At 64.4% G+C, this 22,053-nt stretch carries 21 protein-coding genes and 1 pseudogene; 7 read left to right on the top strand and 15 right to left on the bottom strand.

Annotated features, from left to right (window positions below; translation table 11 throughout):
* The first annotated feature begins 23 nt into the window (after positions 1 to 23).
* Positions 24 to 1,202: a vWA domain-containing protein gene (locus ACWKV7_RS02540; RefSeq protein ID WP_483856057.1), complete on the top strand. Its 1,179-nt coding sequence runs from the start codon at positions 24 to 26 to the stop codon at positions 1,200 to 1,202.
* Positions 1,203 to 1,311: 109 nt separating this feature from the next.
* Here the strand turns inward: ACWKV7_RS02540 and ACWKV7_RS02545 are convergent, their stop codons facing one another.
* The 5 genes and pseudogenes from ACWKV7_RS02545 to ACWKV7_RS02565 form a co-directional block, all read right to left on the bottom strand.
* Entirely contained in the window at positions 1,312 to 2,046 is a 735-nt protein-coding gene (locus ACWKV7_RS02545; protein ID WP_483856058.1) for an alanyl-tRNA editing protein, read from the bottom strand.
* A gap of 84 nt (positions 2,047 to 2,130) precedes the next feature.
* Entirely contained in the window at positions 2,131 to 3,138 is a 1,008-nt protein-coding gene (locus tag ACWKV7_RS02550; protein WP_483856059.1) for a serine O-acetyltransferase, read from the bottom strand.
* Positions 3,139 to 3,158: 20 nt separating this feature from the next.
* On the bottom strand, positions 3,159 to 4,073 hold the full coding sequence (locus ACWKV7_RS02555) for a PLP-dependent cysteine synthase family protein (protein ID WP_483856060.1): 915 nt from the start codon (positions 4,071 to 4,073) through the stop codon (positions 3,159 to 3,161).
* 18 nt (positions 4,074 to 4,091) lie between these two features.
* Positions 4,092 to 5,972, bottom strand: a pseudogene (moeB, locus tag ACWKV7_RS02560) (molybdopterin-synthase adenylyltransferase MoeB).
* 15 nt (positions 5,973 to 5,987) lie between these two features.
* Positions 5,988 to 6,926, bottom strand: coding sequence for a DMT family transporter (locus tag ACWKV7_RS02565; RefSeq protein ID WP_487249189.1), 939 nt, complete (start codon positions 6,924 to 6,926; stop codon positions 5,988 to 5,990).
* A 100-nt stretch (positions 6,927 to 7,026) separates the two neighbouring features.
* On the opposite strand from ACWKV7_RS02565, the gene ACWKV7_RS02570 reads away from it, so the two are divergent.
* The gene (locus ACWKV7_RS02570; protein WP_483856061.1) at positions 7,027 to 8,451 is read left to right on the top strand and encodes an aminotransferase-like domain-containing protein; all 1,425 of its coding nucleotides are present in this window, start codon (positions 7,027 to 7,029) and stop codon (positions 8,449 to 8,451) included.
* Between the two features lie 56 nt (positions 8,452 to 8,507).
* Here the strand turns inward: ACWKV7_RS02570 and ACWKV7_RS02575 are convergent, their stop codons facing one another.
* The 4 genes from ACWKV7_RS02575 to ACWKV7_RS02590 form a co-directional block, all read right to left on the bottom strand.
* Positions 8,508 to 9,035 carry a DUF2937 family protein gene (locus ACWKV7_RS02575; protein WP_483856062.1) on the bottom strand — a complete coding sequence of 176 codons (528 nt, stop codon included), beginning with the start codon at positions 9,033 to 9,035 and terminating at the stop codon, positions 8,508 to 8,510.
* Positions 9,036 to 9,054: 19 nt separating this feature from the next.
* Positions 9,055 to 9,834 carry a class II glutamine amidotransferase gene (locus ACWKV7_RS02580; RefSeq protein ID WP_483856063.1) on the bottom strand — a complete coding sequence of 260 codons (780 nt, stop codon included), beginning with the start codon at positions 9,832 to 9,834 and terminating at the stop codon, positions 9,055 to 9,057.
* 3 nt (positions 9,835 to 9,837) lie between these two features.
* Positions 9,838 to 10,281, bottom strand: a complete 444-nt coding sequence (locus tag ACWKV7_RS02585; RefSeq protein WP_483856064.1) for an HIT family protein — start codon at positions 10,279 to 10,281, stop codon at positions 9,838 to 9,840.
* An 82-nt stretch (positions 10,282 to 10,363) separates the two neighbouring features.
* Positions 10,364 to 10,813 carry an MFS transporter gene (locus ACWKV7_RS02590; RefSeq protein ID WP_483856065.1) on the bottom strand — a complete coding sequence of 150 codons (450 nt, stop codon included), beginning with the start codon at positions 10,811 to 10,813 and terminating at the stop codon, positions 10,364 to 10,366.
* Positions 10,814 to 10,911: 98 nt separating this feature from the next.
* Here ACWKV7_RS02590 and ACWKV7_RS02595 point away from each other — a divergent pair, with 98 nt between their 5' ends.
* Together ACWKV7_RS02595 and ACWKV7_RS02600 are read left to right on the top strand one after the other, a co-directional pair.
* Complete coding sequence (locus tag ACWKV7_RS02595) at positions 10,912 to 12,948, top strand: S9 family peptidase (RefSeq protein WP_483856066.1); 2,037 nt, start codon at positions 10,912 to 10,914, stop codon at positions 12,946 to 12,948.
* A gap of 20 nt (positions 12,949 to 12,968) precedes the next feature.
* Positions 12,969 to 13,874: a TIGR01777 family oxidoreductase gene (locus ACWKV7_RS02600; protein WP_483856067.1), complete on the top strand. Its 906-nt coding sequence runs from the start codon at positions 12,969 to 12,971 to the stop codon at positions 13,872 to 13,874.
* Here the strand turns inward: ACWKV7_RS02600 and ACWKV7_RS02605 are convergent.
* The 5 genes from ACWKV7_RS02605 to rnd all read right to left on the bottom strand — a co-directional run bounded on the left by ACWKV7_RS02605 (position 13,871) and on the right by rnd (position 18,042).
* Positions 13,871 to 15,094 (bottom strand): hypothetical protein, encoded by a 1,224-nt coding sequence (locus ACWKV7_RS02605; protein ID WP_483856068.1) that lies wholly within the window; start codon positions 15,092 to 15,094, stop codon positions 13,871 to 13,873. The two genes, ACWKV7_RS02600 and ACWKV7_RS02605, sit on opposite strands and share 4 nt — an antisense overlap.
* A 56-nt stretch (positions 15,095 to 15,150) precedes the next feature.
* On the bottom strand, positions 15,151 to 15,600 hold the full coding sequence (locus tag ACWKV7_RS02610) for a YcgN family cysteine cluster protein (RefSeq protein ID WP_483856069.1): 450 nt from the start codon (positions 15,598 to 15,600) through the stop codon (positions 15,151 to 15,153).
* A 79-nt stretch (positions 15,601 to 15,679) separates the two neighbouring features.
* The gene (locus ACWKV7_RS02615) at positions 15,680 to 16,612 is read right to left on the bottom strand and encodes a D-2-hydroxyacid dehydrogenase (protein WP_483856070.1); all 933 of its coding nucleotides are present in this window, start codon (positions 16,610 to 16,612) and stop codon (positions 15,680 to 15,682) included.
* A gap of 6 nt (positions 16,613 to 16,618) precedes the next feature.
* Complete coding sequence (locus ACWKV7_RS02620) at positions 16,619 to 16,912, bottom strand: YcgL domain-containing protein (protein WP_483856071.1); 294 nt, start codon at positions 16,910 to 16,912, stop codon at positions 16,619 to 16,621.
* Positions 16,909 to 18,042 carry a ribonuclease D gene (gene rnd, locus ACWKV7_RS02625; protein WP_483856072.1) on the bottom strand — a complete coding sequence of 378 codons (1,134 nt, stop codon included), beginning with the start codon at positions 18,040 to 18,042 and terminating at the stop codon, positions 16,909 to 16,911. Before rnd ends, ACWKV7_RS02620 begins: the two co-directional genes overlap by 4 nt.
* Before the next feature lie 289 nt (positions 18,043 to 18,331).
* On the opposite strand from rnd, the gene ACWKV7_RS02630 reads away from it, so the two are divergent.
* The gene (locus tag ACWKV7_RS02630) at positions 18,332 to 19,393 is read left to right on the top strand and encodes an SMP-30/gluconolactonase/LRE family protein (RefSeq protein ID WP_483856073.1); all 1,062 of its coding nucleotides are present in this window, start codon (positions 18,332 to 18,334) and stop codon (positions 19,391 to 19,393) included.
* 20 nt (positions 19,394 to 19,413) lie between these two features.
* Here the strand turns inward: ACWKV7_RS02630 and ACWKV7_RS02635 are convergent, their stop codons facing one another.
* On the bottom strand, positions 19,414 to 20,349 hold the full coding sequence (locus ACWKV7_RS02635) for a chemotaxis protein (RefSeq protein ID WP_483856074.1): 936 nt from the start codon (positions 20,347 to 20,349) through the stop codon (positions 19,414 to 19,416).
* 594 nt (positions 20,350 to 20,943) lie between these two features.
* Here ACWKV7_RS02635 and ACWKV7_RS02640 point away from each other — a divergent pair.
* Positions 20,944 to 21,666 carry a methyl-accepting chemotaxis protein gene (locus ACWKV7_RS02640; protein ID WP_483856279.1) on the top strand — a complete coding sequence of 241 codons (723 nt, stop codon included), beginning with the start codon at positions 20,944 to 20,946 and terminating at the stop codon, positions 21,664 to 21,666.
* Positions 21,667 to 21,686: 20 nt separating this feature from the next.
* The gene (locus tag ACWKV7_RS02645; protein ID WP_483856075.1) at positions 21,687 to 22,052 is read left to right on the top strand and encodes a response regulator; all 366 of its coding nucleotides are present in this window, start codon (positions 21,687 to 21,689) and stop codon (positions 22,050 to 22,052) included.
* Position 22,053 lies beyond the last annotated feature (1 nt).

The following is a 22,053-nucleotide window of genomic DNA, read 5'->3' on the forward strand; positions in this document are numbered from 1 at the left end:
GAGCGGCACGACCCGAGGTGCCCATGCTGCTTGGCTTGTTCAATGAAATGCGTGCCGCCAAGGTACCGGTATCGGTGCGCGAGCTGCTCGACCTGATCAATGCGCTCAAGCACAACGTGGTATTCGCCGACATGGACGAGTTCTACTTCCTTGCCCGCACCATCATGGTCAAGGACGAGCGCCATTTCGATAAGTTCGACCGGGCCTTCGGCTCCTACTTCAAGGGTCTGGAAAAGCTCGACGACCACTTGCAGGCGCTGATTCCGGAGGAATGGCTGCGCAAGGAATTCGAACGCATGCTCACCGATGAGGAGCGCGCGCAGATCCAGTCCCTCGGCGGCCTGGACAAGCTGATCGAGGAATTCAAGAAGCGCCTGGAGGAGCAGAAGGAACGCCATGCCGGCGGCAACAAGTGGATCGGCACCGGCGGCACCAGTCCGTTCGGCTCCGGCGGTTTCAACCCCGAGGGCATTCGCGTGGGCGATGCCGGCAAGCGCCAGGGCAAGGCGGTCAAGGTCTGGGACCAGCGCGAATACAAGAATCTCGACGACCAGGTCGAACTGGGCACGCGCAATATCAAGGTGGCCCTGCGCCGGCTGCGCAAGTTCGCCCGCGAGGGGGCGGCGGAAGAGCTGGACATCGACGGCACCATCGACCATACCGCCAAGGATGCCGGCCTGCTCAACATCCAGATGCGCCCGGAACGGCGCAACACCGTGAAGCTGTTGTTGCTGCTGGATATCGGCGGTTCGATGGACGCCCACGTGAAGGTCTGCGAAGAGCTGTTCTCGGCCTGCAAGACCGAGTTCAAGCACCTCGAATACTTCTACTTCCACAACTTCATCTACGAGTCGGTGTGGAAGAACAACCTGCGCCGCACCAGCGAACGCACCTCGACCCAGGATCTGCTGCACAAGTACGGCCCGGACTACAAGGTGGTATTTGTCGGCGATGCCGCCATGGCGCCTTACGAGATCACCCAGGCCGGAGGCAGCGTCGAGCACTGGAACGAAGAACCGGGCTACGTATGGATGAAGCGCTTCATGGAGAAATACAAGAAGCTCATCTGGATCAACCCCTACCCGAAGGACACCTGGAACTACACCGCCTCCACCAACATCGTGCGCGAACTGATCAACGACCAGATGCACCCGTTGACCCTGCGCGGGCTGGAAGAAGGCATGCGCTTCCTTTCCAAGTGACGCCCGCCGGCCGGCGTCGCCAGCCAGGCGCCCAGCTCACCCGACAAGCATTGGCATCGCCGCGAAGCACCGCCAGGCGGTCTTCGCGGGCATGAGCAAGGCGGGAGCCTCAGGCCTCGACGAAGCGCAGCACGACACGCCGGTTGTGCTTGCTCTTCTTCTCGATCTTGTCGCAAACCACCCGGCCAATCTCCAGCGTGTTCTTCACGTGGGTGCCGCCACAGGGCTGGATGTCGATGCCGGGAATCTCGATCACCCGCACCGCTTCGTCGAACACCGGTGGCGCCACCGCCTGGGTGCGGGTCATTTGGGCGATCGCCGGATAATCCGAAGCGGGCATCAGGTGGGTCTGCACATCGATGGCGCACTTGATCATCTCGTTCAGGCCCTCGGTGATGGCGTCCTTGTCCAGGGTCATCTCCGGCAGGTCGAAATCCAGACGACCCTTCTCATGCCCGATGCTGCAACCGGTGACCGGCGCGTCGACGATGGAACACAACAGGTGCAGGCAAGTATGCATCTTCATGTGCTGGTAGCGCCGCTCCCAATCGATGCAGCCCTGCACGCTCAGCCCCGGCGTGAACGCTTCCAGGCCGCCCTCGACCTGGTGCCAGATGACCGAGCGTTCGACGGGATCGCGCTGGGTGCCGGTGATCATCACGCAGGAGCCGTCGGCCAGGATGAAGTTGCCCACATCGCCGGGCTGTCCACCACCGGTGGGATAGAACAGGGTCTGGTTCAGCGCCACCCCCAGTTCCCCCAGGGCAACGACCTCGGCGGTAAAGGTGGTCTGGTAGGGTGATTCGTCGAAGAGCGGGAGCGTTTTCGCCACAGCACCAGGCATGTCAGCCTCCTAAGTGTTCGAGATGAGTATCAGGCTCTCTTGGTTTTTCTTGTCGAACGTATTGCTTGCATCCTGCAAGCGTTCTCAACTCTTGCCCACCAGGGCTTCCGAGTGCTCGCTCGCCCCCAGGACCTGTCGTGCCAGGGCATCGAGTCCCGGTGGACTGAGCAGCGTCACTTCGTGCAGCGCGCCGGAAATCCTCAGGCTCAGCGGGAAATCCGGCGCCGCGGCATTGCCGGCGGAGTGCCGATGCAACTGGAACTCCAGGTGATTGCTGCCGCGCGCGGCGCATTGCATGGCCAGACCGACGACCTTGCGGTGGTTGGCATCCACGAGCGAAAGGTCGCTGAAATCGAGCCTCTCGCCGATCAGGTAGAGGCGCCCGCCGGAGGCGAAGGCACTGTAGAAACCGGCGCCCTTGCCATCGGACAAGCGCTGGGTCTGCACCTGGTTGACGATGCTGACCTTGCTGTTGGATGGAATGTCCTGGGTCACTACGCAGGCGGGGCTGATGAACACGTTGTCGCCGATGGTCACCGGCCCGAGCACCCTGACCCCGGCACCGACCTCGACATTGTTGCCGAGCTTCGGATGACGCTTGCCGCTGGGGTTGTTGGCGATGCCCGATGCTCCGAGAGTGACGCCGCTGAGGATGTAGCAGTCGTCGCCGATCTCGCAGGTTTCGCCGATCACCGTGCCGTAGGCGTGGTCCAGCACGAAGCGCCGGCCGACCTTTACCGCCGGATGGATCTCCGCGCCCGAGCAGATCTTGCCCTTGTTGGTCAGCTTGTGGGCGATGATGGCGCGCATGCCATTGAGATCGTCCGACAGCCGCCAGACTTCATGGGCAAGGCGGTAGTAGAGCACCGCCTTGAACGAAGCATAGGCATCGAAGATCAGGTCGCCGCGGCCGCCCGCGGCGGGGTCCCGCAGCGCGTAGGCCTCCAGATCCTCCTCCACCAGCTTCACCGCGGGATTCATGATGGTTTCGATGTGCTCGAAGATCAGCTCGATTTCCGAATGCTTGAGTGCATTGATCAAGTGATCGAGCAATCTGTCGTACAGGTCGATCTTGTGAAGAAAACTCCACATGGGCCCTCCGCTGGCTCTGGTCAATCGAAATAGGACAGATAGGAATCCACGCCGTCGTAAATCATGGTCAGCACGACCGAATCCTTCTCGATCTCCGGTGCCAGCTTGGAAATGGCCACCAGGTTCGCCGCCGAGGAAATGCCCAGGCTGATCGCGTCGCTGCACATGGTTTTCTGCACCTGCTCGACGCACTCGCGCTTCGAGACCTTGAGCATGCCATCAAGGACCGACAGGTTGAGAATGCTGGGGATGATGCCCACCGACAGGCCCTGGATCTCGTGGGGAGCATGGCGATCGTTGAGCAGGTCGCATTGCTCCGGTTCGACGCCGAACACGCGCATCGACGGCCACTGCTCTTTCAGCGTTTCGCCCAGACCGGTGATGTGCCCGCCAGTGCCGATACCACCGACGAAGTAATCCACCTTGCGCTCGCCGAAGGAGCGAATGATTTCCTTGGCCGTGGTCTGCCGATGGGTCTCCGGGTTGGCGGCATTGCGCTGCTGGTTGAGCATGACGAAGTCGGGGTTCTCCAACTGCAACTCCATCGCCTTCTGGCCATGGGAGTTGTTGCCCAGGCGACTGTCGGAGAGCACCACCTCGGCTCCGTAGAGCTTCAGTACCTTCTGTTTTTCCGGGCTGTAGTTGTCCGGGATCACCAGCAGCACCTTGTAGCCGAGGATGTTGCCGGCGATGGCCAGGCCGATACCGGTATTGCCACCGCTCGGTTCTATGATCGTCTGCCGCCGGCCCCGTACCAGGATGCCTTTGCGCTCGGCCTCCTGGATCATGCCCAGGGCGATGCGCACCTTGTGGCTGCCGCCGGGATTGAGCGATTCCAGCTTGGCGAACACGTTCAGCCCAAGCTCGGCGGACAGAGCCCCGAGCCGGACGATGGGAGTCTGGCCGATGGCCTGGAGAATGGAGTTATAGATCATCGCGTCGAACCGTCCTGCTCAGTAGAGGGGCATGTCGGGATCGACATCCCGGGCCCAGCGCTTCATGCCTCCAGCGAGAACGAAGGTATTGCTGATCGACGCTTCCAACAGCTTGCCCGCGGCACGCTCGGCGCGCGCCCCGCTGTAGCAGATCAGGTAGTAGGTCTTGTGCCTGTCCAGCTCGTGCAGACGCTGGTCGAGATCGGCCAAGGGGATGTGCAGTGCTCCATCGAGCTTGCAGACCTCCAATTCATTGGCATCGCGCACATCGAGCGCCACCGTCTGCTGGTCGCCGCGAGAAAGGATTTCCTTCAGCTGCGCCGGGGTGACATAGAAGTCGTCGGTCAGGGTCGGCTGGGCCGGCGGCGCGCTGGCGCATACCGCTGCCTCCTGGCTGAGCGAGGTGATGCTCGGGTTGGACGAACACATCGGGCAATCCGCGCGCTTGTTGAAACGCACCTCCGTGAACTTCATCGCCAGGGCGTCGAAGCGCAGCAGCCGACCGGCCAGAGGCTCGCCGAGCCCGAGAATCAGCTTGACCGCCTCGGTCGCCTGGATCAGCCCGACGACGCCGGGCAGCACGCCGATCACGCCGCCAGCGCTACAGTTGGGCGCCAGCTCCGAAGGTGGGCTTTTCGGGAACAGGCAGCGGTAGCAGGGCCCGCCGTTGAGGTTGAAGATGCTCATCTGCCCGTCGAAGCGATAGATCGCGCCATACACGAACGGCTTGCCCAGCAGCACACAGGCATCGTTGACCAGGTAGCGGGTGGAGAAATTGTCCGAGCCGTCGATGACCATGTCGTACTGGCCGATCAGCTCCAGCGCGTTGTCGATGTTGAGCGGGCAATTGTAGGTGTTGATGCGGATGTCCGCGTTCAGGTCGAGCAGCCGCTGCTTGGCCGACTCCACCTTGGGCAGGCCCAGGGTACTGGTGCCGTGCACCACCTGTCGTTGCAAATTGCTCGACTCGACCACGTCGAAATCGATCAACCCCAGCGTGCCCACCCCTGCCGCCGCCAGGTAGAGCGAAACCGGCGAGCCCAGTCCGCCGGTGCCGATGATCAGCACGCGGGATTTCTTCAGGCGCAACTGTCCGTCGCGGCCAACGTTCGGCAAGGTGATATGCCGCACGTAGCGCCTGACTTCGTCGTTGGACAACTGGTCCAGATCCAGGCCGCCGGAGGTGGCGAGCATGATGTCCACCTCGCAGGCTTCCGGCAGCTCACTGTCCGGGTCGACCAGGCTGCCGTTGGCGGTCAGCAGGAAGTGTTCCTTGAAATGATCGTTCTGGTAGAACATGTGCCCGCGCAATTCGGCATGCGACTCGCAAATGGACTGGATCACTTCGCGCAGCGTGCGCCCCTCAGCATGCATTTCCGTATTTGGCAACTTGGCCACTTTTGCCAGAACTTCCGGAAAGATCACCGTTTTCATTTCAACTCCTTTTGCCAAGGTCGTTAATCAGCAGGAGAACTCCTGACTGCATATGAATTTCCCATCGGCCCACTCGAACAACTTGGCGCCGCGGGCCCGGGACTCGCGTATGTCCACCACCAGGTACTTGACCGGGTAGATCGGCTCGCCCTGGAACAGCGCCTTGTCTTCGTCTTCCCGACTGAAATAAGCCCCCACATCCGGATGGGAGTGATAAACGACGGAAACCGGGTTGTCGCTTCTGAAACTCTTGTTCAACAGCAGCGTATCGCTCACCGAGAAGGTGTATCCGGTCGTGGAATCGCGCGAATAGATTTCCGGATTGCGTGCATTCAATTCGCTCTGGATATTGACCCCGGCATGTACGCGGCCATCGGCGAAGATGAAACCGCAGCACTCCTCCGGATAGGTATCGACCCCATGTCGATAGATTCGCTCCAGAACGTCCTTATCGAAAATGTCCATGACGACTTCGTTCTCTCAAGACTTCTTCGCCAGCAACTTTTCCACCGGCAACTTGGTTATGGCAAACCCGGTAAGCAGGATGGCCGAGTAGGTGGCCAGGTCGCGGGATATCGCGATGCCCTCGTACCAGGAGCCGATGATCACGGCGAACACCGGGAAAATGATGAACACGAAGGACAGAATGATCGGGCTCAGGCGCTTGAGCAGCATGAAGTAGACAATGAACCCGCCGACCGAAGCGACGATCCCCAGGTAGGTCAGCGCCGTCCAGGAACGCAGGGTGATGGCCCCCATGTCCGGCTGTTCCATGACCAGCCCGGCGACGAACAGCATCAGGCCGGCCAGGCCGATAGGCAGCGTGTTGTAGGTGATGACGCTGATCGCCGCGCCCTTCTGCTTGGTGATCACGTAGCAGAGCGCATGCATCACCGCCGCCAGCAGGATGGCTGCCACGCCGAAGAACTCTGCCTTGTCCAGGTGCAACCCCTGGGTCTTGATGATCATGAACAGGCTGCCGAAACCAATGGCAATACCGAGGATTTGCGAGAAGTAGATTTTTTCCTTCAAGAAGAAGGCGGAAAAAATCAGGATGAATACCGGCATGCTGCTGAACAGCAGAGAGGTCAATCCGGAAGAGACATGCTGTTCCCCATAGTTGAGCAAGTAGTAGGGAATGCAGAAGTAAGACAGGGTCACGAAGGCAAAGAACCAGAGACTCTTGCGGGGAAAGAAGATCGGGTCCTGCCTGACCAGTGCAAAGACCAGAAACAACGGAAACGCAATCAGGAACCGCAGCCCCGCCGATGTCAGCGGCGGCACACTTTCTACCGCGATCTTGATCCCCAGCCACGTCGTGCCCCAGCTCAGGCAGACGATCAGAAAAAGCACCGCCGTCAAAAACCTTGCCAGCCAGACACTCTGCGCCTTGGCATCACTCTCGATCACTGCGGACATTGGCATGATTACATTTCTCTCATTTGGCGGTAAATTACTGTGTCAAATCGAGAGTTAACCCATATATTGATACAGTTCAATCAGGCTATTAGGACCTAATATGACTGTCAAACCAATTATTGACACGGTGCCAATACTCCAATCCGCTCTGCAATCGGGCCAAGGCGCCAAGTACCAGCGATTGGCCGAAGCCCTGGAAGGGAAGATCGTCGACGGCACTCTGGAGAGCGGCGCGAAGCTGCCGCCCCACCGTGCGCTGGCCGACCGGCTGGGGGTGACCATCGGCACGGTGAGCCGGGCCTATGCCGAACTGGAGCGCACCGGCCTGGTGGTGGCACGGGTCGGCGACGGCACCTTCGTGCGCAAGCGCGGCCTGGAGCGCAAGCGCGACGAGGGCTTTCGCAACTTCATCGACGAACCCCAGCAGTACTACGACATGAGCCGCAACATGCACATTCCCGGGCATGAGCGGGATTACCTGGCGCAAACGCTGCGAGCCTTCGCCAGCGATCCGCAGTTGCTCCAGGACCTCACCCTCTATACCCCCGATGTGGGCTTGCCCCGCTATCGCGCTGCAGGTGCCAAGTGGCTGGCCCATGGCGACTTCCAGCCCCAGGCCGACCAGGTGATTTGCGTCAACGGCGGCCAGCATGGCCTGCTCTGCGCGCTGATGGGCCTGCTGCGGGCCGGCGACAGCATTGCCACCGAACAATTGACCTATCCGGGACTGATCAGCGCCGCGCGTTTTCTGGGCATCAAGGTACAGGGCGTGGTGATGGACGAGTTCGGCCTGATCCCCGAGTCGCTGGAGGAGCTGTGTCGCAACAACCGGATTTCCGCGCTGTATTGCACCCCGACGATTCAGAACCCCACCACCTCGGTGCTCTCCCTGGAGCGGCGTGAAGCGATTGCGCGCATTTGCCGGGAATACAACCTGCTGGTCATCGAAGACGAAGCCCATGCCGTGCTGGTGGACGACCGCCCGCCACCGCTGACCCGCTTCGCCCCGGAGCGCACCGTGCTGATCAGCAGCCTGAGCAAGGCGGTGGCCGCCGGCTTGCGGGTCGGCTACCTGCACTCGCCGCCGTCCCTGCTCAGTCGCCTGTCGGCAGCGCTGCGGGTGAGCTGCTGGATGGGAACGCCACTGGCCTTGGAAATGGCCACCAGCTGGATCGAGGACGGCACGTCGGACCTGTTGCGCCGCCAGCAAGTAGCCGAGATCGGTCGGCGCAAGGCGATGGTCACGCATCTGCTGAGCGGGTTGAACTACCGCACCCACCCGCAGAGCCCGCACTTCTGGATCGAGGTGCCGGAACCCTGGCGTGCCTCGGAAATCGAGGCGGATCTGAAGCAGAAGAACTATCTGGTGTCGGTCGCCGAGGCGTTCGCCGTGGGTCGCAGCGCGGTGCCGCAATACATCCGCGCCAGCGTCAGCAACGCCTCGAGCAACGACCAGTTGCTGCTCGACGGCTTTCAGGTGCTGACCAACACGCTCAAGGAGGACGCCGGGCAGTACAGCATGTGACCGGCCGTCAGCGGCCCCTGGCTATCGCATCGCGGGCAGGCGGCGCAGTCTGCCGCTCAGCGCCGATGGCGGGCCAGGCTGCGGCGGTCGCGGTGCATGCCGCCCAGCAACCAACCGACGAGCAGCAACAGGCTCTCCACCCACCACGCCAGCAACAGCGCGCAGACGATGCCCCAGGCGATAGCCTCGGGGGCCAGCAGTACCTGATAGCGATAGGCGTCCAGCGTTTCCTGCAGCAACCCGCGGTCGGCCCCATGAACCAGATGCCAGGCTTGCACATACCAGGGCCCCTGCATGGCCTGCCATTCCCGCTCCAGCAACTGGCGCCGGTCGATCAGTTGCCCGACGCTGCGTGCATCGCTCTGCATGACCGGATCGGTACTGGCCCGATAGTGCTCCACCAGCGCCTGCAGATCGCCCTGGAAGAAGCGCTCGGCCGTCTCGCGAAAACCGCGAAGGCTAAGCTCGGCCTCTAACCGATGGGCCTCGACACGCTTGGCGTAGTCGTCGATGAAACCTGGCACCTGCACCCCGACCAGCAGGCCCAAGGCGAACAACATCAAACGCAGATAGCTTCTCAGCATGCCGCACTCCGGTTATGGCTCACGCCGCGGGTTGGCCACGGGCAATGCACTCACCCAGCCGCCAAAGGCTCCATTCGCCCGGCCGGTACAAGGCCCAGCGCTCGTTCGCGGTCAAGGGTTCGGTCGCCAGTACCGTCACCACGTCGTTGGGTGTGGTTTCCGTCTGGAAGTCCACGGTGACTTCCGCATCCTTCAGGCGCGCCGGCCCGAACGGCGCCCGCCGGGTAATTTCCACCAGCTTGGTGGAGCAGTAGGCGAACAGCCAGTCACCGTTGCTCAGTAGACAATTGAATACGCCCTTGGCGCGATAGCCGTCGCAGGTTTCGACCAGGATCGGCAGCAGCGCTTCTGCGGGAACCGGCTCCGGGAAGGCCGTGCGCAGGCGATCGAGCAGCGCGCAGAAGGCCGCCTCGCTGTCGGTATCGCCCACCGCGCGATAAAAGCCCGGCTCGGAAACGAAGTCGCTCAACTGGCCGTTGTGGGCGAAGCACCAGTTCTGCCCCCACAGCTCGCGCACGAACGGGTGGGTGTTGGCCAGGCAAACCTTGCCGACGTTGGCCTGGCGAATGTGGCCGATGACGGTCTCGCTTTTGATCGGGTAGCGCTGCACCAGCCTGGCCACCTCTGACTCGGCGCTGGCCGCCGGGTCCCGGAACAGGCGCAGGCCACGCCCCTCGTAGAAGGCAATGCCCCAGCCGTCGCGGTGCGGACCGGTATGGCCACCGCGCTGCATCAGCCCGGTGAAGCTGAAAACGATATCGGTGGGCACGTTGGCGCTCATGCCGAGCAGCTCGCACATCGCTCAGGCCTCTCGCTGGAGTGCCTGGCGCAGCTGCGCGGCCTCGCTTTCCAAGCGATGCCGCGGCGCCTGGCCGAACGGCAGGAAGCGCGTCAGGAAGCGCCACAACAATGCCGGCAGGTCACCCTTGCGACGCGGCACCAGATGCAGATGGAAGTGTGGCACGTGTTGGTTGGACGCCGGGCCGTCGTTGACCATCAGATTGATGCCTTCAACGCCCAGCCCGCAATCGCGCAACGCCCGGGCGAGGAGTTCGGTAAGCGGCAGCAGGCGCTCGCGGGCCGAAGCTGGCAGGTCGCGAAGCAGAGGAGCATGGGCCCGGGAAACGACCAGTACATGGGCCGGGCGCAGCGGGAAGATGTCCAGCAGGACGAGAAAATCCTCGTCCTCATGCAGCAGATGGGCCGGCAGCCTGCCGGCGGCGATGGCGCAGAATACGCAATCCATGGGCTCTCCTTTTCGCAACTGGCCTCCATGCTGAATGGCCGAGGCCCCGGCTGCAAGCCGGACGTGCGCCAGGAGGCTTGGGCTAGAGGCGCGGCTCGCGACGTTCGCCGCGACTGTAACGGTTCGCCTCGTCGCGATCGAGCACCTCGCGCAGGGTCCGCTCGCTGCCGACTGGTTCATGATCGCTGTGATTGGCCCGCCACCAACGCTCGATCGGCCAGCGCACGGCGACGAACAGCAAGTAGGCACCGAAGGCGATGAGCCCGAACAGCACCAGATCGGAGACCGCGCGCCAGGCGTTGTTGCCGACTTTCAGGAACAGGTCCATGGCAGTGATGGCGATCGCCGGCGCGAACAATTCCTTGCCCGGATCGACCAGCGTCGGCGTCAACAGCAGCACCGCGACCAGTACCCGCAGCGGCTCGCGCAGCCAGCGCCACATCCATCGGGTGAGGCGGAACCACACCAACAGGCAGCCGAGAGCGGCCACTCCATAGGCGGCCCAGGCAAGGTGATAGTCGGTCTCGATCATTGGCGTCGGTTGGCAGGCAGCTCAAAGGGGGGCTTATGATAGCGGCTTTTCCCCGCCCCGGCCTCCCCGCCGTCGGCCGCTGACCATCGGAGCGTCCCATGTCGCAAGCCCCCATCGCCCGCATCGAGCCCGGTACCGACCCCTATCGCTGGCTGGAAAACCGCGACGCGGCGGACGTGCTCGACTACCTCAAGGCGGAAAACGCCTACCTGGAAGCCGAGCTGACCGACCAGGCCGACCTGCGTGAAACCCTCTTCCAGGAAATCAAGGCACGCATTCGCGAGACCGATCTGTCGCTGCCCACGCCCTGGGGCCCCTACCTCTACTACCAGCGCACCACCGCCGGTGACGAATACCCGCGCCACTACCGCTGCCCTCGCCCGGCCGACGGCACGCTGCAGGTGGACGAAGCCGCCGAGCAGCTACTGCTCGATCCGAACGAACTGGCCGCTGGCGGCTATCTCGCCCTCGGCGCCTTCAGCGTAAGCCCGGACCACGGCAAGCTGGCCTACAGCCTGGACACCAGCGGAGACGAAATCTACCGCCTGTACGTCAAGGACCTGGCCAGCGGCACCATCGACGCCCTGCCCTTCGAGGACTGCGATGGCAGCATGACCTGGGCCAACGACAGCCAGACGCTGTTCTTCGGCGAGCTGGACGATACCCACCGCCCGCACAAGCTCTATCGCCACCGCCTCGGCGACCAGACGGCGGACATGGTCTTCCACGAGAACGACGGGCGTTTCTTCCTGCACTGCTATCGCTCCAGTTCGGAGCGCCAGTTGATCCTGCTGCTGAACAGCAAGACCACCAGCGAGGCCTGGGTCCTGGATGCACAGCGGCCGCGCGAAGCCTTCGTCTGCCTGGCACCGCGGCAGGAAGGCCACGAGTACTACCCGGACCACGGCCGCCTCGACGGCAATTGGGCCTGGCTGATCCGCAGCAACCAGAGCGGCATCAACTTCGCGCTCTATCAGGCGAAGGAAAGCACCCCGACCCGCGAGCACTGGCAGGAGCTGATTCCCCATAGCGACAGCTGCATGCTCGAAGACCTCACCCTGAATGCCGGCGGCTTCACCCTCGGCCTGCGCGAAGGCGGCCTGCCGATCGTCGAGGTCCACCCGCAGGGCGCCGCCACCTATCGCGTGCAGCTCCCGGACGCCGCCTACAGCCTGCATGTGCGCGACAGCCTGGAATTCGACAGCCCGGTGATCCGCCTGCGCTACGAGGCCCTGAACCGACCGGCGCAGGTTCGCCAGCTGGACCTGGCCAGCGGCGCCCAGGTGGTGCTCAAGGAGACCCCGGTGGAAGGCCCGTTCGATGCCGACGACTACCTCAGCCAGCGGCTGTGGGCGACGGCCGCCGACGGCACGCGCATCCCCATCAGTCTGGTAGGCAAGCGCGACGTGCTCGGCAAGCCTGCGCCGCTTTACCTGTACGGCTACGGCGCCTACGGAGAAAGCCTCGACCCCTGGTTCTCCCACGCACGCCTGAGCTTGCTCGACCGCGGCTTCGTCTTCGCCATCGCCCACGTACGCGGCGGCGGCGAGCTGGGCGAGGCCTGGTACCGCGGCGGCAAGCTGGAACACAAGCAGAACAGCTTCGGCGACTTCATCGCCTGCGCCGGACACCTGATCGCCAGCGGCCATACCACGCCGCGCCAGTTGGCCATCAGCGGCGGCAGCGCCGGCGGCCTGCTGATCGGCGCCGTGCTCAACCAGCGACCTGACCTGTTCGCCGCCGCCATCGCCGAAGTGCCGTTCGTGGACGTGTTGAATACCATGCAGAACCCGGACCTGCCGCTGACCGTTACCGAGTATGACGAGTGGGGCGATCCCCACGAGCCGGCGGTTTTCGAACGCATCAAGGGCTACGCCCCCTACGAGAACGTCAGCGCCCAGCCCTACCCCGCCATCCTGGCGGTCGCTGGCTACCACGACAGCCGTGTGCAGTACTGGGAGGCCGCCAAATGGGTGGCCCGGCTGCGCGCCACCAAGACGGACGGCAACCTGCTGCTGCTGAAGACCGATTTCGGCGCCGGCCATGGCGGCATGAGCGGCCGGTACCAGGCCCTGAAGGACGTGGCGCTGGAATATGCCTTCCTGCTCAAGGTGCTGGGGCTGGCGTCCCGTTGATCGGTGCGAACGGGAAATCCGTGCCGCCCAGGAAGATCCTGCTCACCGGCGGCACCGGCTTCATCGGCCAGCCGCTTGCCCAGGCCTTGGCCACCGACGGACACGAGGTCTGGGTACTGGCCCGGAACCCCGACAAGGCGCGCCAGACCCTGGCGGCGCCCATCCGGCTGATCGGCGACCTGGCGGACATCGGCGACGACGCGACCTTCGACTGGATCATCAACTTCGCGGGCGAGCCCCTGGCCAAGGGCCGCTGGAACGCCGCGCGCAAGGCGCAATTCCTCGACAGCCGGCTGCAGATGACCGCTGCGTTGCTAGCCTTGGCGACACGCCTGCGGCGCAAGCCGCAGGTACTGATCAACGGCTCCGCGATCGGCTACTACGGGCACCAGGACGACAACGAACTGGACGAAAACGGCGGTTATACCGACTGCTATTCCCATCGCCTGTGCAAGGCCTGGGAAGACAGCGCCCGGCAATTCGAGGCCCTGGGAACGCGGGTATGCCTGCTGCGCATCGGCATTGTGCTTGGCAGGCATGGCGGTCCGCTGGCGGAACTGCGCAAGCCCTTCGACTGGTCGCTGGCGGTGCAACTGGGCAATGGGCGGCAGTGGATGTCGTGGATTCACCTGGATGACATGCTGCGTATCGTTTCCTTCGTCGGCACCCAATCGAGCCTCAGCGGGCCGATCAATGCCACCGCGCCGCATCCCGTCACCAACCGACAGTTCTGCGAGCTGTTCGGCCGTCTCAAGGGCACACGCGCCAGAATCCACCTGCCGGCCTTCGCCTTGCGGCTGCTGGCCGGCGAGATGGCGCAGGAAATCCTGCTCACCGGGCAACGGGTCGTGCCGACTAGGCTGCTGGAGCACGGGTTCGCGTTCAACTACGCCGATCTGTCCTCAGCCCTGGCGGACCTGGCCTAGCGCAGCAACTTGGTGTCCAGCACCCTCGACGCGCCGCCCATGACGTTCTCGCTGATCTCGATGAACTCGGCGGTACTGACCTTATCCAGCCGCATCAGGCCGCGGGTCACGTCGTCCAGGGAACGCTGGTTCTTGGTGCGCTTGCGGATTTCCTGGTCGAGATCCTGCAACAAGAGCACCGCACGCGCCGTGACCGGGCCCTTGACGCGGTCGCCACGCAGGCTCTTGACCTTGCCGCCCCAGCCGCCGAGCTGCTTGCGAACCTTCTGGTAACGGTCTTCGCTCAGGCCGCCAGCGCGGCGCAGCAGCTCGACGGCATAGAACTCCGCCAGCCCCTCGCTGATCCAGTCGCTGCGATCCTTGCCATAGATGCGGCCGACCACGTGCACCAGCTCATGCAGCAGGGAGCTGGTGCCGTTCTCGCTGACCAGCGGCCGGTCGGCATGCATGAAGAACGAATTGGAGGCCGACAGGCCGCCGCGCCACATCGGGTCGCCGGCGCCGACGATCAACAGCTTGTCCGGCTCACGGGGAAATACCGCGGTCAACTCGGGCCAGGTGAAGGTCAGCAGCGTGAGCACGTCCATGCGCCGCATGCCCTCGCCGAGCGGCGCGGAAACGGTAACGGCGGTATTGCCCAGCGTGGCACGGCGACTGCCGATCTTGCCGGCAACGATCCAGCCAGTGGGGCGGTCGAACTTGCGTTCGGGATTATCGACACGAAAGCGCCGCGGCCCGATGCGCGCCCAGCCGGTCTCCACGCCCGGCCACCCCTTGGGCAACTCGAACTCGAGGCGCGAAACCAGCTCGGTGCCCTTTTCCTGGCGCAGTCGCGCACTCGGCACCAGGTCGTCGCCGCGAAACAGCGCCCAGCCCGGCGTCAGGCGCGCATCGAAACGATCATTCTTGCGCGGGTGGCTGACCTGTACCCGATAGGTCAGGCTGGTCTTGCCGGCCGCCGGCTGCCAGACGCCGCGCCCTTCGTCGGTCTGCTGCCACTGGCCATCGGTGGCGAAGTCGCTGTAGTAGCCCTTGTCGCCGAGATCGAAATCGAAGCTGCGCACGGCCGCCCCGTTTGCCAGGGTGATCCGCACCTCGGCCTGGTCGCTCTCCGGCAGCAGGCGCACGTGGTAATCCAGATCGACTTTCTTCGCCCAGACCGGGGCGCTCAGGCTCAGCAGAACGGCAGACAGCAACAGCGACTTCACTGCGACAGGCATGAAGCGGATTCCTTGTATGAAGACCGAACCCATTAGACAGGGCGCCGACGAAACGCTCAACCGGCGCGGAAGATCAGGTGATCCTCCCACTCATCCTCCGCCACGCTGCCCTCGGCGAGCATGCGTCCGGACTGGGAAATGCGCTCGTGGTGCACCGCTTCCGGATCGCCGCAGACCAGCGGGTGCCAGAGCGGCAGGTCCTTGCCTTCGCTGACCAGGCGATAGCCACAGGTCGGTGGCAGCCACTTGAATTGGTCGGCCTGGGCCGGTGTGAGCTGGATGCAGTCGGGCACCGAGGCCTTGCGGTTGGCGTAGTCGGTGCAGCGACAGCTCGTCAGGTCGAGCAGCTTGCAGGCGATACGGGTGTAGTAGACGCTGCCGTCGTCCTCGTCTTCGAGTTTTTGCAGGCAGCACAGCCCGCAACCGTCGCACAGCGATTCCCATTCTTCCTGATCGAGCTGATCGAGGGTCTTGCGTTTCCAGAAGGGTTCGACTTTGGCGGCCATGGCGACGACAGGTTAGCGGCGAAGGGCCGGCAGTCTAGCCTGGCGCCGGCAGCCGGCCAAGCGGACGCGACCGCCGGACTCAATAGCCACGGGGGAAGTCCACCTGGCCACGCAGGGGCTCGCCGGCGCGATAGCGCTGCAGGTTATCGAGGAACAGACCGACCATGGCCTCGGGCAGTGTCGGTGCCGCGCTATGGCCGGTGAGCAGCAGGCGTGGCGCCGTCCAGAACGCATGCTCGGCGGGCAACGGCTCCTGCCGGCAGACATCGACCACCGCGGCGCCCAGGCGTCCCTGCGCCAGGGCAGCGACCAGGTCGCCGTCGACCACCGCACTGCCGCGCCCGGCGTTGATGAACAGCGCGGACGGCCCCAGGCGGGCAAACAGCGCAGCGTCATAGATGTCCAGGGTGGCCGGGGTATCGGGCAGCAGGTTGATCAGGTAATCCGCGCCGGCCGCCCGGTCGCCGAGCCGGTCCAGCGGTGCGATCCTGGCGAACGGCGGTTGCTCGCGGACGGCGCTGGCGATGCCCTCCAGTTCGAGGCCGAAGGGTGCGAGGAAGCGCGCCACCTCGGTACCGATCTCCCCGCAACCGACGATCAGCGCGCGCCGCCCGGCCAGGCTTCGCGGCGGGCGCGCCTCCCAGCGGCGTTCGACCTGGTTGGCCAGGCGGCCCAGCAGGTGCCGCTCATGGGCGAGCAGATAGGTCAGTACGTACTCGGCCATCGCCTGGCCGAAGATGCCGACCGCGCGACTCAGGCGGTAATCGCGCGGCAGGTCGTCGGCCAACAGCGGCGTGATGCCGGCCCAGGTCGCCTGCAGCCACAGGGGTCGATGGCCTTGTCGCAGCAGTGTGGCGAGCAGGTCCGGCTGGCCGAGCCACAGCGGACACTCGGCTGCTTGCGCGGCAAGCGTGCCGAGATCGTCGCTGGCGACGATGTCCAGCGCCGGCTCGGCCCGCGCCAGCAGTTCGGCATAGCGGGCGCCGCTACGCTCGGCGATCAGCAGACGCATCGGCGGTCAGATCGGGTCGTTCATGCGCAGCAGTTCTTCCGGCAGGTGCTCGATGTAGTCCTCCTCGGGCGGCGGCATCTGCAGGTGATAGCCCTGGGTTTCCAGGTTCTCCAGGACCTTGTGAATGTCCTCGCGGGCCAGTTGGCGCTCCGGGCTGAGCACCAGGTCGAAGGCATGCTGCGGTGCACCGAAGGCCGCGAGCAGGCCTTCCGGCACCCGCTCCAGGGCATCTTTCTTCTCGACGTAGAGGTACATGTCCCGCTTGCGCGGGCTGCGGTAGATGGAGCAGATGCGTTTCACAGTCGTTCTCCTTCGGCGGCCAGGCTGTCGAGCAGGGCCTGTCCCAGTCGTTCACGCCGCCAGCCCCGCAGGGACTCGGGCAATTGGAAGGGACCATTGGGGTAGCCGCTTTTCAGCAGCGCTTCGAGCACTTTCTTGCGCAGCATCAGCTCGGGGGCTATCTGCAGGCGCTCGGCCTCGGCCTGGCCGATGGCGCGCAGCCTCTTCAGCAGCGCAGAGGCTTCCACCGGCAACGGCTCGGGTACCGGCTCGGGCCACTCGGCGGGCGGCAGCGCGGCAGCGTCCTTGATCAGCTTGAGCAGCGTCTCGCCGTCCTGGCGCACCGTGCGCGGGTGCATTTCGTCGATTCGCGCCAGCGCCACCAGGTCGGCGGGCTGGAAGCGCGCCAGCGGCCACAGCGAGTTCTCCCGCAGGATGCGGTTGCGCGGCTGGTCGCGCCGACGCGCCTCGCGCTCGCGCCAGGCATACAGCGGGCGCAGCACGGCAAGCTGCGCGCGGGACAGTTTCCAGGCCAGCTTGGCCTCGCGGTAGATTTCGTCCGGCTCGACCTCACGCCCCAGGTTGGCGACCAGCTCGGCGCCGTCCTCCAGGACCCAGTCACGCTTCTCGGCGGACAATTTCGGGCACAGCGCTTCGTAAAGTTCGGCCAGGTGCTGGGCATCTTCCGCGGCGTAGCGCACCTGCATCTCGGTCAGCGGGCGCTGCAGCCAGTCGGAGCGGGTCTCGCCCTTGGGCAGTTCGATGTCCAGCACCGTCTGCACCAGGCGCGAATAACCCATGGAGAAGCCGAGATTGAGGTAGGCCGCGGCCAGTTGCGTATCGAACAGCGGCAGCGGCAGGCTGCCGGTCAGCCGCTGCAGCACTTCCAGATCCTCGCTGCAGGCGTGCAACACCTTGACCACCCCGCGGTTCTCCAGCACCGCGGCGAACGGCGACCAGTCGCCGATCAGCAACGGATCGATCAGGAACGCCCGGTTGCCATCGCCGACCTGCACCAGCCCGGCACGCGGATAGAAGGTGTCGACCCGCATGAACTCGGTATCGAGGGCCAGGTACGGTAGCTGCTGCCAGGCGGCGCAATGCGCGGCCAGGCTGGCGTCGTCACAAATCCAATGTATATCGATAGCCACACGGCTCTCCTACAAAAAGCACTGAACACTTCACCCTGAAGGTGTCCAAGGCAACCCACAGGCGGTCGCCCGGCTCGGCCATGCACCACTCGCGCCGTGCGCTACCCCACGGGTTCCGGGCAGAAGTCACCCGCTGCGGGTGCCGCCCCGCGAAACCCGACGGTATTCGCCGCAAAAAAGCGCGCAGTATATCGACCCCGGCAGGCCACGGGTATTCGCGACTTGCCGCGTGCCGCTCGCGCCTCCTATGCTGCCGCGCTCACGTACCTCAGCAACACAAGGGATTGCCATGAAAAAGCTCCTGGGCGTCGTCGCCCTGCTGGCCATTGCCGCGCTCGGCTATCTGGCCCTGACGCCGAGCCCCATCGACCCGCTGGCCTGGCAGGCCCCCGAGGCGCCGGCCATGACCGGCGTGCTGGAGCCCAACGACACCCTGATGAAGGCGGAACTGCTCGCTCCGGGCCAACTGGATGGCCCGGAAGACACCGCGGTGGATGCCGAAGGGCGCGTTTATGCGGGCCTGCATGATGGCAGAATAGTGCGTATCGGCGCCGACGGCTCGCCGCAGACGTTCGCCGATACCCAGGGCCGGCCGCTGGGCATGGATTTCGACAGCACTGGCAGGCTGGTCGTCGCCGATGCCCACAAGGGTCTGCTGCGCATAGACCCGCAGGGACGGATCGAGGTGCTGGCGCGCGAAGCCGGCGGTGTGCCCTTCGCCTTCACCGACGATGTGGATATCGCCAGCGACGGCCGCATCTACTTCACCGACGCCTCCAGCAAGTTCACCCAGCCCGAGTACATGCTCGATCTGCTGGAAGCCCGCCCCCACGGCCGGCTGCTGCGCCACGACCCGGCAACCGGCCGCACCGAAGTGCTGCTGGACGACTTGTATTTTGCCAACGGCGTCGCGCTGTCGGCGCGGGAAGACTTCGTGCTGGTCAACGAGACCTATCGCTATCGCATCCTGCGCTACTGGCTGAAGGGCGAGAAGGCCGGTAGCCATGAGGTGCTCGTCGACAACCTGCCGGGCCTGCCGGACAACCTGCAGGGCGATGGTGCCGGCACCTTCTGGGTGGCCCTGCCCAGCCCGCGCAAGAGCAGCGTAGACCTGCTGCACCGCTTTCCCTGGCTCAAGGCACAGGTTGCCAAGCTGCCGCGCTCGATGCTGCCCAAGCCGATTCGCTATGGGCTGGTGCTCGCCATCGATGAGCAGGGCAACATCCAGCGCTGCCTGCACGACACCAGCGGCAGCCATCTGCGCATGGTCACCTCGGCAAAGCCGGTGGGCGATTACCTTTACCTGGGCAGCCTGGAAGGCGACCGGATCGGCAAACTGCGCATTCGCTGAACGAACCGCCGGGCAACGGTCTAGGAACGCGCCTCGTCCAGCAGCAGGCGTTCGCGAATCACGTCCACCAGCTTGTCCGGCTGGAACTTGGAGAGGAAATTGTCGCAGCCGACCTTTTTCACCATCGCCTCGTTGAAACTGCCGGACAGCGAGGTGTGCAGCACCACGTAGAGATCCTTCAGGCGCGGGTCGTTGCGAATCTCGGTGGTCAGGCGGTAGCCATCCATCTCCGGCATTTCGGCATCGGTGAAGACCATCAGCAGCTTGTCGGTCATCACCGCGCCGCTGTCGGCCCACTTCTTCAGCAGGCCCAGGCCTTTGAGCCCGTCGCTGGCGGTGTGCATCTTCAGGCCGAGCTGGGTCAGGGTATCGCGCAACTGCGCCAGCGCCACGCTGGAGTCGTCCACCAGCAGCACCTCGCGGCCGCGGGCCTTCTGGAAGATCGGATCGGCCAGGCGGTCGCTGGACACCGTGGCGTTGTAGGGCACGATTTCCGCCAACACCTTTTCCACGTCGATGATCTCGACCAGTTGCTCCTCGACCTTAGTGATGGCAGTCAAGTAGTGCTGGCGCCCTGCTCCGCCGGGCGGCGGCAGGATGTCTTCCCAGTTGAGATTGAGAATGCGGTCCACACCGCCGACGAGGAACGCCTGCACCGAGCGGTTGTACTCGGTGACGATGATGGTGCTGCGCTCGTCCGGCACCAGAGGGCGCATACCGATGGCCTGGGACAGGTCGATCACCGGCAGGGTCTGGCCACGCAGGTTGACCACGCCGCAGACGAAGCGATGCCGCTGGGGCATCAGCGTCAGCTTGGGCATCTGCAGGACTTCCTGCACCTTGAACACGTTGATCGCGAACAGTTGCCGCCCGGCCAGGCGGAACATGAGGATTTCCAGGCGATTCTCGCCCACCAGTTGGGTGCGTTGGTTTACTGAATCGAGAATGCTCGCCATCGTGTGCTCCTACCAATAGTGCGATGCCGGTGTCAGTACAGGGTTATCGGCAGCCCCGTCGACTTCCACAGCATAGCCGTTCGCCACTACCCTGACAGCTCTGAAAGGCCCGAGGCGACAGGCGCTTACATCCCTCAGGCGCCCCCTTAGGGTGGTCTAGGGGAATCCCCGATTTCTCCGTCGCCGACGGCTCTCTATCGTTCGCTCCAGCTGTCACCCACAGAGGGAGTGCGACGCGTGTTTGCCTACTGCACACTTTGGTCAGGAATCATCATCGGTCTTGTCGGCCTGGGCTTGGGGCTGCCATGGCTCAGCGGCGCGGCCGCCGCCACCTGCGCCGTGGCCGCGTTCTTCCTTCGCCCCGGGCCCGCCACGAGCCACGCCGAACCCCAGCCCACGACCGAGATCGCTCCCGCCGCTCCGATCATGGAACCCTTGCTGCTGGAAGTGCTGCCGACCTGGAGCCAGAACCTCGGCCAGGTGCGCAACTTGCTGCAAAGCAACATCCGCCAGCTGTTCGAACACTTCGATGCGCTGACCCAGCGCCTGCGCCAGAGCCTGAGCAATTCCGAGAGCGTGATCGGCGGCAACGGCATGGCCAACAGCCTGCGCCAGGCCCACGCCCGCCTCAACGAAGTGATCCAGGCCTTCCACCAGGCCAGCGCACGCAAGACCGAACTGCTCGGCACCATCGGCGAGCTGAACAACTACGCCAGCGAATTGCAGAGCATGTCCAAGCTGGTTCAGGACATCGCCAGCCAGACCAACCTACTCGCCCTCAATGCCGCCATCGAGGCCGCCCGCGCCGGCGAGTACGGCCGCGGCTTCTCGGTGGTCGCCGATGAAGTGCGCAAGCTTTCCACCCTGTCTGCCGAAACCGGCCAGCGCATGGGCGAGAAGGTCGGCGAGATCAACAAGGCCATCCGCTCGACGGTCACCGCCGCCGAGGAGCTGTCGAGCAGCGAGGCGAGCAACCTCGGCTACCTCGATACCGTCGCCGGCGAAGTGATGCAGGGCCTCAGCCAGAACCTGGAGGAACTCTCCAGCATCTCGCTGCAACTGCAGCAGGACACCCGCGTCACCCAGGCCGATATCGAAGAGATCGTGGTCAACCTGCAGTTCCAGGACCGCACCGACCAGATGCTCGACCACGTGCAGAACGACTTGCAGCGCATGCAACAGGCCATCGGCACCCAGGACGAGATTCTCGCCAATCCCCAGCGCTGGCTGCGCGAGCTGCGTCAGCACTTCACCACCGACGAGGAGCGCCACGGCCGCCGCCGCAGCGCACCGCAGAACGAAGTGACCTTCTTCTAAACCTCTACAAGGAGCTCCACATGTCCAAGACCATTCTCATCGTCGACGACTCGATGTCGATGCGCCAGCTGGTGAAGATGACCCTGACCGGGGCCGGGCACCAGGTGATCGAGGCCGTGGACGGCCGCGACGCGCTGACCAAGCTCAACGGCCAGAAGATCAACCTGATCATCAGCGACGTGAACATGCCGAACCTGGACGGCATCGGCCTGGTGAAGGAAGTCAAGGCGCGCAACGACTATCGCTTCACCCCCATCGTCATGCTCACCACCGAAAGCGAGCAGGGCAAGAAGGCCGAGGGCCAGGCCGCCGGCGCCAAGGCCTGGATCGTCAAGCCGTTCCAGCCGCAACAGCTGCTGGCCGCCGTCGACAAGCTGGTGGGCTGAG

The sequence above is a fragment of the Zestomonas ipomoeae genome (genome assembly GCF_057128665.1).

Excerpts from the sequence above, each read along its gene's own strand:
- ACWKV7_RS02540 (WP_483856057.1), top strand. The coding sequence starts at position 24 with ATGCTGCTTGGCTTGTTCAATGAAATGCGTGCCGCCAAGGTACCGGTA.
- ACWKV7_RS02545 (WP_483856058.1), bottom strand. The coding sequence starts at position 2,046 with ATGCCTGGTGCTGTGGCGAAAACGCTCCCGCTCTTCGACGAATCACCC.
- ACWKV7_RS02550 (WP_483856059.1), bottom strand. The coding sequence starts at position 3,138 with ATGTGGAGTTTTCTTCACAAGATCGACCTGTACGACAGATTGCTCGAT.
- ACWKV7_RS02555 (WP_483856060.1), bottom strand. The coding sequence starts at position 4,073 with ATGATCTATAACTCCATTCTCCAGGCCATCGGCCAGACTCCCATCGTC.
- ACWKV7_RS02565 (WP_487249189.1), bottom strand. The coding sequence starts at position 6,926 with ATGTCCGCAGTGATCGAGAGTGATGCCAAGGCGCAGAGTGTCTGGCTG.
- ACWKV7_RS02570 (WP_483856061.1), top strand. The coding sequence starts at position 7,027 with ATGACTGTCAAACCAATTATTGACACGGTGCCAATACTCCAATCCGCT.
- ACWKV7_RS02575 (WP_483856062.1), bottom strand. The coding sequence starts at position 9,035 with ATGCTGAGAAGCTATCTGCGTTTGATGTTGTTCGCCTTGGGCCTGCTG.
- ACWKV7_RS02580 (WP_483856063.1), bottom strand. The coding sequence starts at position 9,834 with ATGTGCGAGCTGCTCGGCATGAGCGCCAACGTGCCCACCGATATCGTT.
- ACWKV7_RS02585 (WP_483856064.1), bottom strand. The coding sequence starts at position 10,281 with ATGGATTGCGTATTCTGCGCCATCGCCGCCGGCAGGCTGCCGGCCCAT.
- ACWKV7_RS02590 (WP_483856065.1), bottom strand. The coding sequence starts at position 10,813 with ATGATCGAGACCGACTATCACCTTGCCTGGGCCGCCTATGGAGTGGCC.
- ACWKV7_RS02595 (WP_483856066.1), top strand. The coding sequence starts at position 10,912 with ATGTCGCAAGCCCCCATCGCCCGCATCGAGCCCGGTACCGACCCCTAT.
- ACWKV7_RS02605 (WP_483856068.1), bottom strand. The coding sequence starts at position 15,094 with ATGCCTGTCGCAGTGAAGTCGCTGTTGCTGTCTGCCGTTCTGCTGAGC.
- ACWKV7_RS02610 (WP_483856069.1), bottom strand. The coding sequence starts at position 15,600 with ATGGCCGCCAAAGTCGAACCCTTCTGGAAACGCAAGACCCTCGATCAG.
- ACWKV7_RS02615 (WP_483856070.1), bottom strand. The coding sequence starts at position 16,612 with ATGCGTCTGCTGATCGCCGAGCGTAGCGGCGCCCGCTATGCCGAACTG.
- ACWKV7_RS02630 (WP_483856073.1), top strand. The coding sequence starts at position 18,332 with ATGAAAAAGCTCCTGGGCGTCGTCGCCCTGCTGGCCATTGCCGCGCTC.
- ACWKV7_RS02635 (WP_483856074.1), bottom strand. The coding sequence starts at position 20,349 with ATGGCGAGCATTCTCGATTCAGTAAACCAACGCACCCAACTGGTGGGC.
- ACWKV7_RS02640 (WP_483856279.1), top strand. The coding sequence starts at position 20,944 with ATGGCCAACAGCCTGCGCCAGGCCCACGCCCGCCTCAACGAAGTGATC.
- ACWKV7_RS02645 (WP_483856075.1), top strand. The coding sequence starts at position 21,687 with ATGTCCAAGACCATTCTCATCGTCGACGACTCGATGTCGATGCGCCAG.